This is a genomic window from Campylobacter sp. 107 (assembly GCF_002383835.1).
Classification (GTDB): Bacteria; Campylobacterota; Campylobacteria; order Campylobacterales; family Campylobacteraceae; genus Campylobacter_D; species Campylobacter_D jejuni.
On record NZ_NXBA01000016.1, the window covers coordinates 101,884 to 115,556 of the forward strand.

Sequence of the window (13,673 nt, forward strand, 5' to 3'; positions counted from 1 at the left end):
ACTTGAAATTATATTTTAAATTCCATTAAATTTAGCTAATTTAAGCTAATGAGTTCCAAAGGATTGATATGAAAATTTTTTTGAGTTACTTCAAAAGTAAGATCATTTTTTATTCTACCCACTACAGCACCTTTTTTAATATTCTTACCAACTTTAATATTAGGAGCAATCTTATCTAAATGTGCGTATATTGTATGTATGCCATTATCATGTTCAACAATAACAACTCGAGCTAGCATACTAGTATCTTTGGCAAAAACTATTTTTCCATCTAGCACATTTTTAACAACTGCATCGCTTTTATTGCTTCTTAAAACTACATTCTCGTTAAAAATTTTAAGATTGTAAACAGGATCAACATAATTTCCAAATTTTTGCTTCACAGTAAAAGAATCCAATGGAGCTATGGTTTTTTTTCCTGTGTAACGCTTGACTGAACTTCCTTGATAGCTTGAACCTAATTGCCTTATTTGTTGATTATTTTTTACTATTTTAGTATCATTTTTATTTAAATTTGCACCTTCTTTATTATTAATAATTTTTAATTGATTTAATGTTTTTCTAAGCTCTTCTTGCTGAGCTTGTAAGTCATCGAGTTTTTTTGCATATATGGTTCGATCTGTTTTTTGTTTATTAATTTCACTAATTTGTTTTTGTTTTAAACTTTGAAGCTTGACTAATTGAGCGTTGTAATCCTTAAGACTATCATTGATTTTCTTAATCTGAGCTTGTTTATCATCAATAAGTCTGCTTACTCCCTCATAATCTTTAGAAATTTTAAAAATTTCTTCATTTAAAACTTTGTTTAAACTCCCTAAAATTTCAAAAGCCACAAAACTTTCTTCACTTTCGATATAGCCTTGAGGAATAGGTAAATCATAGGCAAAATCTTTAGCCATCAAAGATATAAGCTTACTTTCCATATTTGATTTACTTTTAAGCAAATCTTCATTTTGGCTTGCAAGGGTGTTTAACTCTTGATTTTGAGCCTTAGCACTTGCTTCAAGCTTAGAAGTTTGTAAATTTAAGCTTTCAATTTGCAAACTTAAATCTTTCAAACTTTTTTCACCATTTAAAATATCACTAGCCAAATCTTCAAGTTTTTTATTTAGCTGTTCTTGTATGCGTTTATTTTCTTCTAAACTTTTTGTTTTTTCATTTATAGCGTTTGCTAAACTTATATCAACAAACAAAAAAAAACAAAAAAAGATAAGAATATTTTTTCTCATCTTTTAACCTTGAACATAACCGTATTTACACACAACAAGCAAATAAACAAAGTAGCTAAAAAAATTAAAGTCAAATGCAAAATAAAATTAATAGGTGGAAAAATAATATCTACAGCCTTTAAGCTTTCTTGGATAATAGAAAGATCAAAAATTTGGGTAAAAAAGGCAAGTAAAATAACAAAAGCGATAAAACAATCAACCACAACCACCTTATAAAGCATAAAAGATCTAAACCAAAACGGAGCTCCAAATAAACACATAATTTCAATACGATCGGTATGTTCATAAAGCCAAATTCTCATCTGCTTTAAAAACAAAACAAAGGCAAGTAAAATAATGATAAACAAAAATAACCAAAAAACAAATTTCATCAAAATAAGCAAAGAGTATATCTTATCATGGGTTTTGGAAAAAGTTTCAACCTTACTAACACCTACAATATTTAAAAGTTGATTTTTAATCGAATTTAGTTCATTTTGATCGGGCAAAGAATTTAATTTTAAAGTATAAAATTTTGGTAGAGAATCTTTTAAGACTTTCAAATTCTTTTCAGAAACATCATTTTTCAAACGATCAATTAAATCCTTAGGATCTAAAGATTCAAGTCTAGCAAAAAATGGTACTTTTGTTTTTACTACATTCTGATCAAGTTCAGTTTTGCTGACAACTATAATATTATAATCTTTATTAACAAGTTCTTCATAATGCTTTAAAGTTGCATTTGTAACCAAAATAAATTCAAAAGCAAACATCATAAAAAGTAAAGGTAAAATTAAAGATAAATGTGTTTTAAAAAATTTCATTCATTTTTCCATTTTCTATATTAAAACGACGATAATCCACTCTTAAATTACTAGGAATTCTATGTGTTACCACTATAACACAAGTTCCTAAAAGCTCTCTAGCAGATTTTAAAAGAGTCCATATAATATCAGAAGAATACTCGTCCAAATTTCCCGTTGGCTCATCGCAAAGCAAAAGCTTTGGATTATGAGCTAAAGCCCTAGCCATAGCGACGCGTTGTTGCTCACCACCGCTAAGTTGATTAGGCAATTTATCTGCTTTAAAAGTTAAATTTACATGCTTTAAAAGCTTAGCAGCTTGATCATGACATACTTTTTTGCTATAACCTTTAATCATTAAAGGCAACATAACATTTTTTTCAACACTATATTCTTGTACAAGTTTATAATCTTGAAAAATAATCCCTATTCTTTGACGTAATTTTAAAAGTTCTAAATTTCCAATTTTATTCATCAAAGATCCACATACTTCAAGTTTACCAGAAATAGGTTCTAAATCTCCATAAAAAGACTTTAAAAGCGTACTCTTACCACTCCCACTTTTACCCGTAATAAAAACAAAATCATCATCCTTAAAAGCAAAGCTCGCTTCTTTAATAACTAGTTCATCATAACCTAAAGTAAGTTTATTTGCTTGGATTAAATTAGGCATCCTTTTTCCTTAATTTCCCTTTTTAAATTTTTAAATTATGCTTTATTTTTGCTTAATTTTCAAGAAAAATTATATTTTAAACTGAACTTTTAAAATTTCTTTTAATTCATTTATCGCTTTAATATTTTCTTGAATTTTAAATGGCTCTTTAAAAGCAAAATCAATCGTTTTATCAAGATGCAAATAACAGTGTTCAGGCTTATTAAAAGCTCCAAAAGCAACCTTTAAAAGCAAATTCTCATCTTGTTTATAGATGCTTTCAAAATGCAAGAAAAAATCATCTTTTTTTATAGTAATATTTTTAAAGTTCTGCTCTATTTTTTTCAAATCCTCTTTAGAAAATTCAACCGATGAGAGATTAAATTCATTTAACTCATAGTTTTTACACTCTTGGTTAAAATTCCACACCCAAAGATCATATATATTTTTTTCTTGCTTTTTCCATCTATCTTCATATTTGCTTGAAATTTCTAAATTTTCATTTTTTCTAAGGCTAAATTTTGGAGCAGGAAAAGTCAAAAATTGCTCTAAAGTAAAATTAAAATACTCAAAACTATCTGTTCTAAGCTCAAAACGACCATTTTGAACTAAAACCCTAGCACATTCTTTGCAAAAATCTTTCCCAATAACTCGCCTATGAGGCTTTTTGTCCCAAGGAACAGGGAAATGTAAAAAAATCTTTTCAACTGATTTTGATTTTAATACACTCAATAACAATCTCGCATCACTTTGGATTAGCAAAATATTATTTACATTTTGTGCTTTAGCAAGTTTAGCTACTTGAGTTAAAGCTGGATTGTAAATTTCCACCCCTAAAATTAAAACATTTGGATTTTCTTTTGCTTGATAAAGCAAATGTCTTCCTGATCCAAAGCCTATTTCTATATAAATTTTACCTTGAAGTCTAGATAAAAGCTCATCAAAATTATCAACAATAAATGGTGTTTTTTCAATTAAAGCATTGTTTTTAAGTCCAAAAGCTTCATTGATAATATCCTCACAAAAACCTTCTTTAAAGATTTTTAAAGCCTTTTGCAAATAACCTATTTTAGAAGGTTTTGTATGTTTATCGCCTTTAATCACAAAACCATTTTGTGCTTTTTTAATCTGCAGAAAAAAACTCTCTTCTTGAACCTTTGTATAAATAAGACTAACATTATCATTCTTAGCAAGCCAAAGAAATTCAACATCATCCTTACTATAAGGTAGATTTATTTCTTTGATCTTTTTACTTTTAAAATTTGGCACTACTGAGCCGCCTTAACTTTGCTTGAAGGCTCTGAACGAAGTCCAGCTGAATCAATAGCAATAACTTCATAACTATATTCCACCCCTGGTAAAGCTTTTACATCTTTTAATCGCTTTTCTTTAATGCCTTTAAAAACTGCATTTTGCTCCCCACCATAGCGTCTTACTTCATACTCAACAGCTCTAGTATCATTATCACTCCATTCTAAATTTATCCCTTCACTTGTGCTTTGGGCCAAAATAATACTAGGAGCCAAAGGGTTGCCTAAAGTTTTACCTTCTACACCATCTTTTGGCATAGGACTTTCAAGACCATCTTTATCGACCATTGTTACTTTATAATACTTGCTTTTACCTGCTCCTTCTACTATATCCTCATAAGAATTTTTATCAGTCTTTGCCAAAACACTAAAAGGAAGGAAACTTGAGCTCGTAGAATAAACTTTATAATAAGAAAAATCTTCATACGTAGGAGCATCCCAAGTTAAAATGATTTTATTAGAACCATCTGTACTAGCACTTAAATGCTCAACTTGAGGAGGTAAAGCCTTGCTTGTAGAACTTACAACTTGACTTGGCTCACTCTTTATCCCATTAAAACTCACAGCAATAATTCTATAACTTGAATTTTCATTAGGTTTTAAATCACCATCGATGTATTCAGCGTTTAAACGATTTTTTACTTCTGCAATTTTTTTAAATTCTTTATCATCACCTTTGGCTCTTTCAATAATATAAGAATCAACCCTAAAATCAGGATGTGGACGCCAAATAAGTTTAATACGATTAGGCAAATTAGTCACAGCTTGAACAAAAGGAACAGCTTCAAGTCTTGGAGCTGTGCTCACTTCTATAACCTTGCCATCTTCTGAAATTTGTCCTTGTTCATTAAAGCTTTTCATCATATAACGATACTTAGTACCAGGCTCTAATTTAGTATCTACATAATGAGTTTGAAACTTATCTTTAATAGTACCTACAAGTTTAAAATCAGGATTTTCATCGCTAGAACGATACAGATAAAATCCTTTGATATTTTCATTATATAAAGGCTCCCATTCAAAAGCAATGTTACTCATATCACTAAGATTTTTTAAACTTTCAACCTTTGGCAAGCTCTCATTTACAGTAGGCTCTTTGCTTGAAGCCAGCGAATTCATTTGCGAAACACTACAAGCACTAAGCAAAAGAGTTAAAAAACTCAAGCAAAAACTCAAGCGAAATCTTTTCATCATTCTCTCCTAAATTAATTTGTTCAAACATAATATTTTTAAAATCTTCCATCAAAGGTGCTTTAACAAAAATTTGCTCTTTGGTTTTTGGATGGATAAAATACAAAAAATAAGCATGTAGCATTATCCTGCAATCATACTTACCCTTATAACCATACAAACCATCACCCAAAATATGGCGATTTAAACTAGCCAAATGCGCTCTAATTTGATGAGTTCTTCCTGTGAAAAGCTTAGCAGCCATCAAAGTTAAGTTTTCAGTTTTTACTACATTTATAAAAGCTGATTTTGCGTTTTTGCTGAATTTATTTTCCTTATCTATGGCTATTTTTTTAATAGCATTAGAAGGCGAACGCATTAAAAATTTTTCTACTATAATTTTATCTTCTTTTAGTGGCAAATCAATTAACGCAAGATAAATTCTTCCCATGCTTTTATCTGCAAGCTGTTCGCTTAATTTTTGATGAGTGAAGTTATTTTTCGCTATTAGTATAGCTCCGCTTGTATCTTTATCTAATCTATGAACAAGACCAGCTCTTATCTCTCCTCCTAAATTTGATAAAGTATATTTTTTTTCTATTAACCAATCCACCAAAGTGGCATTTTTAACGCTATTTGCTCCATGAACGACTAAATTTGAAGGTTTATTTAAAACAAGCAAGTCTTCATCTTCGTATAACACATCAATATCAAAATCCACTTCAAACTGAGGTTTTATCTCATCGCAAAGCTTTAAACTTGCAATAGAAATAATATCACCATTTTTAAGCTTAAATGAATTTTTATCTTGAATTTTATCATTAACCTGTACGCAATCTTTTTCTATAAGTAAAGCAACTTGATTGCGACTTTGGTTTAATTTTTTAGCCAAAAACACATCAAGCCTTGAATTTTCATCTACTAAAAAAGTTTGCATTTTTTCCTTAGAGGTTTTGATAAATTTAAAATTTTAGTTTATAATTATAGCTTTTTATTACCAACTGAAGGCAAATTTTGTTTAGATTAGATAGAAGAATTTTAACTCATTTTGACTATATGCAACCCATTTTATTTTTACCCATAATTCTTATTTCATTTTTCTTGATCTTTGAAGCTAATCCTTTTTTAGCAGAAAAACAGTTTGTTTATGCCTGTGTGGGATTGTTTGCTTTTATAGTTTTTTTCTTCTTCCCCATAAGGAAATTTATTTGGATTATTCCTGTTGCTTATTGGATTAATATTTTTTTATTGCTAAGCGTAGATATTTTTGGGATTGAAAAATTAGGTGCTAAAAGATGGCTTGAAATTCCTTTCACTCACTTTACTATACAACCTTCTGAAATTTTTAAACCTAGTTTTATTTTAATGCTTGCTTATCTTATTTATCAAAATCCTCCTCCAAAAAATGGATACAAACTTAAACAATTCATCAAACTTAGTTTTTATATCATCTTACCTTTTTTGCTAATTGCAAAAGAACCTGATTTAGGAAGTGCTATGGTTTTACTACTTGTTGGTTTTGGAGTGCTTTTTATCATGGGAGTTCATTATAAAATTTGGTTAAGTATTGTTATAGCTATAAGCGTTAGCTCTCCTATTATTTATACACATCTTTTAAAGCCCTACCAAAAGCAAAGAATTCATGATTTTATTTCAGAAAAACCAAGTTATCAAGTAACCCAATCAATGATAGCTATTGGAAATGGTGGTTTAACTGGAAAATCTCAAGATGAAGCTACACAAACTCATTTTAAATTTTTACCTATTTCAACTAGTGATTTTATCTTCGCTTACATGATAGAAAGATTTGGATTTATTGGGGGATTGACATTAATTATATTTTATATTTTACTTATTTTTCATCTACTTAGTTTAAATTATAAACTTAAAGATGATTATTTTGCTAGAGTTGCTATTAATTGCGTTGCATTATTTATTTTTATTTACGCGGCAGTAAATATCTCAATGACTATAGGTTTTGCACCAGTAGTTGGAATCCCTTTGCCTTTTTTTAGTTATGGTGGAAGTTCTTTTACTATTTTTATGATTTTTTTTGGAATTTTACAGCATTTAATCACTTTTAGATATTTTTGGACGGATATAAAGGCTAAATAAAATATTTTTAAGCATTAATAAGATATAATTTTATCTTTTAATTCAACTTAGGCGGATTTATAGCTCAGTTGGTTAGAGCAACCGGCTCATAACCGGTTGGTCGCAGGTTCGAGTCCTGCTAAATCCACCATTCTTTGTATATGTATAAGCTATAGACTCTCTCTTTAAAAAATAATTTTTAAATTCTTTAGATATTTCAATCTTATATAAAAAAGTATGTGATGTGATTTTTTGAAAGATAAAGTGGTGGTTAGAGGCAGAATCGAACTGCCGACACGCAGATTTTCAGTCTGCTGCTCTACCGACTGAGCTATCCAACCACAATGTTTGATAAATTAAAAATGTAATTGTATCTTTTTTTCTTTAATTTGAGTTTAAATACAAAAATAAAATTTTATTTCCCTTAAAGTTTTAATAAGATAGAATACCCGCTTTAGATCATTATCAAATGGAATTTTTTTGAAACAATTTGGACTAGATAGACGAACTTTTAAAATTTTACTAGCTGGTTATATTATTATTGCATTGTTTGGGGCTTTATTGCTACATTCAAGTTGGGCACATACAACTCCTATTGATTTTTTAGATGCCTTTTTTACAAGCACATCTGCTGTTAGTATGACAGGATTAGTAGTTAAAAACACTGCGGTTGATTTTACTTTAGCAGGGCAAATTATTATCTTAGCTTTAGTACAAATTGGCGGTTTAGGATATATGGGTATAGGTTTATTTGTTTATATACTCATACGCAAAAAAGTTGGTTTTAGTGCAAGAAATTTACTAAAAGAGTCTTTATTTTATCCATCAATGGATGGTTTATTTAAATTTTTTAAAAAGGTTTTGCTGTTCATTTTTACTATAGAATTGATAGGTGCTATACTTCTTGCCATGCGTTTTGCCCTTGAAATGAATTTTAAGAAAGCTTTATGGTTTGGAATTTTTCATTCTATTAGCGCTTTTAATAATTCTGGGTTTACTATATTTGAACATGGGCTTATAGCTTATAAACATGATATAGCAATTAATCTTATTATCACTTCTTTGATTATTATTGGAGGGCTTGGATATTTTGTTTTGGTTGAATTATACTTTTTTCAAAGAAAAAAATTGCAAAATTTAAGCCTACATACAAAAATAGTTGTTGTTGCAAGTATTTTTCTTATACTCTCTTCAACACTTATTATTTTTGCTTTTGAATACTCAAATCCTCAAACTATAGGACATTTTTCATTTTTCGATAAAATTTTAAGCTCATATTTTATCGCTATTAACTACCGTACAGCAGGATTTAATACCTTAGATATGGGACATTTGCATGATGCAAGCTTATTTTTTGGATCATTGTTTATGGTTATTGGTGGTGCACCAGGTGGAACAGCTGGGGGTATGAAAGTAACAACTGTAATGGTTTTATTGCTCTATGCTTATTGGAGTATCCGCGATGGAAGAGTTAGAATTTTTGGACATGAAATTCCAAGAGAAACTATATCTAAAGCTTTTATCATAGCTGTAGGTTCAGCTGTTTATATAGTAATAGCTGTTATTTTGCTTTCCTTGCTAGAGTCAAAATTTGATTTTATAGCCTTGCTTTTTGAAACTTCTTCAGCTTTTGCAACTGTAGGAATTTCAGTAGGAAATGGTGGAACTTTATCTTTATGCGCTTTGTTTAGTGATCCTAGCAAGGTAATTATCATCATTATGATGCTAAGTGGTAGGATAGGTGTTTTTGCTTTTTTACTCTCGGTATTCAAACAAGACAAATCTATTCATTTAAAATTCCCTGAAGGAAAGGTTAATTTATAAAGGTAAAATCGTGAAAAATCTTAATTATGGAATTATAGGACTTGGAAAATTTGGCTCAGTTGTAGCAGATGAACTCATTGCTGGAGGTCATACTGTTATCGTTGCAGATAAAGATGAGGAAGCTTTAAAAAGCATACAAAATCCTCCAAGCTATGCTTATATTTTAGATTCTACAAATATTTCAGCCCTAAAAGAAGCAGGCTTTCATGATGTTGAAGTTGTTATTGTTAGTATAGGAGAAAATGTTGAAAAATCAATCCTTACTCTTATGGCGCTTAAAGATATAGGTGTTAAAAATATCATTGCTAAAGCAACCTCTAATATCCATGGTCAAATTCTTTCTAAGTTAGGCGCAACAAAGGTTATTTATCCTGAAAAAGAAAGTGCTAAAAGACTAGTAAAAGAATTTTTAACTAAAGATGCTGATTATGAAGTTTTTGATCTTTCAGCAAATACTATACGAGCTATTAAGATCAATATAGATGAAAAATTAGCAGGAAATTCTTTAAAACATGTAGCACAAAATATGAAAGTGATTTCTTATAAAAAATTAAATAGCGACTGGGAAATACTACCTGATTTAGAAACCACGACAGTTTATAGTGGAGATGTTGTAATACTCCTTGGAACAGTTAAAGAACTTAGAGAATTTGAACACTAAGCAAGATTTAAAGCCTTGCAAGCCTTTACAAAACACTTTAAGGCTGTTTTTTCTTTGGTAGAAATTTTATGATATATAACTTCATCTAAATAATATCTAACATCTTTTATATCTAAATCCCTTGTTTTGGCATATTTTTGAAGTATATAATAGGGAATTTTAATCTTTGTTTTTGGAAATTTTTTCAAAATTTGTTTATATAAAGCTTTTTTTTGCACACAAGAAAATCTAGCAAAAACAAAAGGCAATCCTGTTTTTTCGTGCCATTTTGCACATAAATCGATATATTTAGAAGGATCTTTTAAATAAAGCTTTAAAGCCTTATCGCCTATAATTACTTTTCCATCTTGTTTTAATACTTTAGCTAAAGCATTTGAAGTTGCTGAACTTGGATCTTTGGCATTTAATGTATTTTTTTCTACTAAAACACTTAAAACTCTTTTATTGGCACAAATACCCAAATCTAAATTTTTATATTTTTTTCTAGCGCTTTCTATGCTTGAAATGATAGCTGCATCAATTCTTCTATAAAATAAATCTTTATTTAGCTTACTTGGTACTCCTTTTTTATGCTCCATACTTGCTTTAAAACCATTAGGTAAGGGATATTTCTTAAGATATATATGCAAAGGTAAAAGATTAATATAATCAATTTTTCCAAAAATCATCTCTTTTAAAGAGTGTTAAACACTCTATCTCCTGCATCTCCAAGCCCTGGGATAATATAACCTTTTTCATTTAAACCTTCATCAATACAAGCCACAAAAACTTCTACATCATCATGCATTTGGCTAAATTTTTGCAAACCTTGTAAAGCAGCAAGTATGGATATAAATTTTATTTTTTTAACTCCTTGGCTTTTTAAAAAATTACAAGCCTCTATAGCAGTCCCACCTGTAGCAAACATAGGATCTATAACAACAGCGGTGTGTTTTTTTGCATCTTTGGGAGGTTTTTGAAAATAAAAATCCGCCTTTAAAGTCTCTTCATTTCTCACAAACTCCAAAAATCCAACACTTGCATCAGGAATCATCTTAAAAACACTTTCAAACATTCCTAATGCAGCTCTTAAAATAGGACAAATCATAATCTTTTCATCAAGTTTTTTTACTATAGTTTTTTGTATAGGTGTTGAAATTTCAATTTCTTTTAAAGAAAAATCTTTACTCACTTCAAAAAGCAAAAAAGATGAAATTTCATCGATTAACATACGAAATTGAAAGGGCTTTGTCTCTTTAGCCCTTAAAATTCCTAACTTATGTTCGATCAATGGATGATTGATACAATGAATATTTTTCATTTTAAGCTTTCAAAATAAGCTTTCTCGTTAAAATTTTTTACCTTAGCCACACCATCTTTTACCGCAGCTGCTGCTACAGCTGTACTTACTGCAGCTTTTACTCTTTCATCAAAAGGTTTTGGTATGACATAATCTCTTCCAAATTCTAAGGTACTTAAATTATAAGCCTTTTTAACTGCATCACTTACAGGAAGTTTTGCAAGATCTGCTAATGCTTTAGCAGCCGCTACTTTCATATTTTCAGTGATTTTACTTGCACGCACATCTAAAGCCCCACGGAAAATAAAAGGAAAACCTAAAACATTATTGATTTGATTTGGATAATCACTTCTTCCTGTTCCTACAATCGTATCTTTTCTAAGTCTAGCTACATCTTCAGGCATCACTTCAGGGATAGGATTTGCCAAAGCAAAAATCACAGGATCTTTTGCCATACTTAAAACCATTTCATCATCAAGAATTTTTGGCGCACTAAGTCCTAGGAAAACATCGGCTCCTTTTAAAACTTCTTTTAAAGTCTTTTCCTTAGAATCAACAGCAAATTCAAGCTTTTGAGGAGTTAAATCATTTCTATCTTTAGAAATCACTCCTTTGCTATCTACTAAAATAATATTTTCAACCCCTAAATTTCTATACATCTTAGCACTTGCTATACCTGCGGCACCTGCGCCACTTACAACCACCTTAATGTCTTTAAATTTTTTACCACTTATCTCCATTGCATTCATAAGTCCTGCAGTTGAAATAATAGCTGTTCCGTGCTGATCATCGTGCATTACAGGAATTCCTAAATCTTGCAAAGCCGCTTCGATTTCAAAACATTTTGGAGCAGCTATATCTTCTAAATTTATCCCGCCCACAGTTGGAGCCAAAGCTTTGCAAAAATTTACAATCTCTTCCACACTATGAACATCAATTTCTATATCATAAGCATTGACATTTGCAAATTTTTTAAACAAACAAGCCTTACCTTCCATAACAGGTTTTGAAGCCTGCGCTCCTATGTTTCCAAGTCCTAAAACAGCAGAACCATCACTAACTATAGCTACTAAATTAGCCTTATTTGTATAAGTATAAGCAAGCTCATTATCTTTAGCGATTTCAAGGCAAGGTTCTGCAACTCCTGGGCTATACGCCAAAGATAGATCATGGCTTGTAGCCATTGGCTTACTTGGTACAATATCAATTTTCCCACCTAAATGGTATTTTAAAGCTTCTTCTTTTAAATTCATTTTATTTTCCTCTAACTTTTAAAAAATTTTCTATTCTTTTTTTGCACTCATCAACCTCTAAAAATTCTAATACTTCAAAAATACTAGGACTTACCGCACTCCCTGTTAAAGCTATGCGTATAGGCTGAGCCAAATCTTTTAACTTTGCTTCTTTTTTTTCTAAAAAATCATTTGTAAAATCTTCAAAATCTTTACCTGTTTTTTGATCTTTAAGTGTATTAGCAAATGCTTGGAGCAATTCTAAATTATTTTTGTTAATAAATTTTTGTACTGCATTTTCATCATAATTTTGCGGCGCATTAACTATACTTTTTACACCATTGATAATATCATGCAAGGTTTTTGCACGCTCTCTTAATAAATCAAGTAAAAATCCTGCCTTTTCATAAACAGATAAATCAAAGCCAAGATCCTTAAGCTGACGGTTAATCTCTTCAAAAGGCAAAGTTTTAATATAATGAGCGTTAAGCCATTCAAGCTTTTTAGCATTATAACAAGATGCGCTTTTATTAATATGATAAGGATCAAAAAGTTTTTTCAAATCTTCTAATGAAAAAACCTCATCATCACCATGGCTCCAACCTAAACGCACAAGAAAATTAAGCAAAGCTTGAGGTAAAATTCCCATTTCTTTGTATTCCATAACATCAGTTGCCCCATGTCTTTTTGAAAGCTTTTTACCATCTTCTCCATGTATCATAGCCACATGAAAAAATTTAGGAATTTTAAAACCCAATGCCTCATAAAGCACAATTTGCTTAGGAGTATTTGAAAGATGATCATCCCCACGAATCACATCACTTACCCCCATTAAAGCATCATCAATAACAACAGTAAAATTATAAGTTGGAGTTCCATCACTTCTTGCAATGATAAAATCATCCATTATATCCTCTGCTTTAAATCTCACCTCGCCTTTAACCCCATCTTCAAAAACAATCTCACCGCTTTGAGGTGCTTTAATACGCACAACAGGCTCTATACCCTGAGGTGGCGTGCCTGTAAATTCTCTATATCTTCCATCATATCTTGGGCGCTCTTTGGCAGCTTCTTGCTTGGCGCGCAATTCTTCTAATTCTTCTTTACCCATATAACAATAATACGCTTTACCTTCATCTAAAAGCTTTTTAACATATTCTTTATAAAGATCAAAACGCTCTGATTGGTAAGTTACTTCTCCATCATGTTCTAAACCGCACCATTTAAAAGCTTCGATAATTGCTTTAGTAGCTTCTTTGGAATTTCTTTTTAAATCCGTATCTTCAATACGAAGTAAAAAATTTCCACCATTTTTTCTAGCATATAAATAATTATAAAGAGCTGTTCTAAGTCCGCCTATGTGCAAATACCCTGTTGGGCTTGGAGCAAAACGCGTTGTAAGTTTTTCGTGCATTTTTTGCCTTTTCTTAAATTTTTATT

At 30.3% G+C, this 13,673-nt stretch carries 13 protein-coding genes and 2 tRNA genes; 4 read left to right on the forward strand and 11 right to left on the reverse strand.

What is annotated here, in order from left to right; all coding sequences use genetic code 11:
- Positions 1–35: 35 nt before the first annotated feature.
- The 6 genes from BGS40_RS01395 to BGS40_RS01420 form a co-directional block, all read right to left on the reverse strand.
- Complete coding sequence (locus tag BGS40_RS01395; protein ID WP_096738254.1) at positions 36–1,229, reverse strand: murein hydrolase activator EnvC family protein; 1,194 nt, start codon at positions 1,227–1,229, stop codon at positions 36–38.
- A complete protein-coding gene (locus BGS40_RS01400; RefSeq protein ID WP_087704720.1) occupies positions 1,226–2,032 on the reverse strand; it encodes an FtsX-like permease family protein in 807 nt (268 codons plus the stop codon). The genes BGS40_RS01395 and BGS40_RS01400 overlap by 4 nt, the downstream gene beginning before the upstream one ends.
- Entirely contained in the window at positions 2,019–2,684 is a 666-nt protein-coding gene (locus tag BGS40_RS01405) for a cell division ATP-binding protein FtsE (protein WP_002856386.1), read from the reverse strand. The genes BGS40_RS01400 and BGS40_RS01405 overlap by 14 nt, the downstream gene beginning before the upstream one ends.
- 69 nt (positions 2,685–2,753) lie before the next feature.
- Positions 2,754–3,932, reverse strand: coding sequence for a tRNA (guanosine(46)-N7)-methyltransferase TrmB (gene trmB, locus BGS40_RS01410; protein WP_002858203.1), 1,179 nt, complete (start codon positions 3,930–3,932; stop codon positions 2,754–2,756).
- Entirely contained in the window at positions 3,932–5,167 is a 1,236-nt protein-coding gene (locus BGS40_RS01415) for a fibronectin type III domain-containing protein (protein ID WP_087691866.1), read from the reverse strand. The genes trmB and BGS40_RS01415 overlap by 1 nt, the downstream gene beginning before the upstream one ends.
- On the reverse strand, positions 5,112–6,080 hold the full coding sequence (locus BGS40_RS01420; protein ID WP_053870113.1) for an RluA family pseudouridine synthase: 969 nt from the start codon (positions 6,078–6,080) through the stop codon (positions 5,112–5,114). The genes BGS40_RS01415 and BGS40_RS01420 overlap by 56 nt, the downstream gene beginning before the upstream one ends.
- Positions 6,081–6,157: 77 nt before the next feature.
- Between BGS40_RS01420 and BGS40_RS01425 the strand changes: the two genes are divergently transcribed.
- A complete protein-coding gene (locus BGS40_RS01425; protein WP_032586745.1) occupies positions 6,158–7,258 on the forward strand; it encodes an FtsW/RodA/SpoVE family cell cycle protein in 1,101 nt (366 codons plus the stop codon).
- A 53-nt stretch (positions 7,259–7,311) separates the two neighbouring features.
- Positions 7,312–7,388: transfer RNA gene (locus tag BGS40_RS01430), tRNA-Ile, on the forward strand.
- Between the two features lie 114 nt (positions 7,389–7,502).
- On the opposite strand, the gene BGS40_RS01435 is transcribed toward BGS40_RS01430, so the two are convergent.
- Positions 7,503–7,578 (reverse strand) — tRNA-Phe (locus BGS40_RS01435).
- Between the two features lie 139 nt (positions 7,579–7,717).
- On the opposite strand from BGS40_RS01435, the gene BGS40_RS01440 reads away from it, so the two are divergent.
- Together BGS40_RS01440 and BGS40_RS01445 are read left to right on the forward strand one after the other, a co-directional pair.
- Positions 7,718–9,061, forward strand: a complete 1,344-nt coding sequence (locus BGS40_RS01440) for a TrkH family potassium uptake protein (RefSeq protein WP_057095947.1) — start codon at positions 7,718–7,720, stop codon at positions 9,059–9,061.
- A 10-nt stretch (positions 9,062–9,071) separates the two neighbouring features.
- Positions 9,072–9,722: a potassium channel family protein gene (locus BGS40_RS01445; protein ID WP_002853664.1), complete on the forward strand. Its 651-nt coding sequence runs from the start codon at positions 9,072–9,074 to the stop codon at positions 9,720–9,722.
- On the opposite strand, the gene BGS40_RS01450 is transcribed toward BGS40_RS01445, so the two are convergent.
- Genes BGS40_RS01450 through gltX form a run of 4 tightly spaced genes read right to left on the reverse strand, consistent with a single transcriptional unit; the run spans position 9,719 to position 13,647 of the window.
- On the reverse strand, positions 9,719–10,390 hold the full coding sequence (locus BGS40_RS01450; protein WP_087704719.1) for an MqnA/MqnD/SBP family protein: 672 nt from the start codon (positions 10,388–10,390) through the stop codon (positions 9,719–9,721). The genes BGS40_RS01445 and BGS40_RS01450 overlap by 4 nt on opposite strands.
- A 5-nt stretch (positions 10,391–10,395) precedes the next feature.
- On the reverse strand, positions 10,396–11,022 hold the full coding sequence (gene upp / locus BGS40_RS01455) for a uracil phosphoribosyltransferase (protein ID WP_096738255.1): 627 nt from the start codon (positions 11,020–11,022) through the stop codon (positions 10,396–10,398).
- The gene (locus BGS40_RS01460; RefSeq protein WP_002868535.1) at positions 11,019–12,254 is read right to left on the reverse strand and encodes a malic enzyme-like NAD(P)-binding protein; all 1,236 of its coding nucleotides are present in this window, start codon (positions 12,252–12,254) and stop codon (positions 11,019–11,021) included. Before BGS40_RS01460 ends, upp begins: the two co-directional genes overlap by 4 nt.
- Before the next feature lies 1 nt (position 12,255).
- Positions 12,256–13,647 (reverse strand): glutamate--tRNA ligase, encoded by a 1,392-nt coding sequence (gene gltX / locus BGS40_RS01465; RefSeq protein ID WP_096738256.1) that lies wholly within the window; start codon positions 13,645–13,647, stop codon positions 12,256–12,258.
- Positions 13,648–13,673 lie beyond the last annotated feature (26 nt).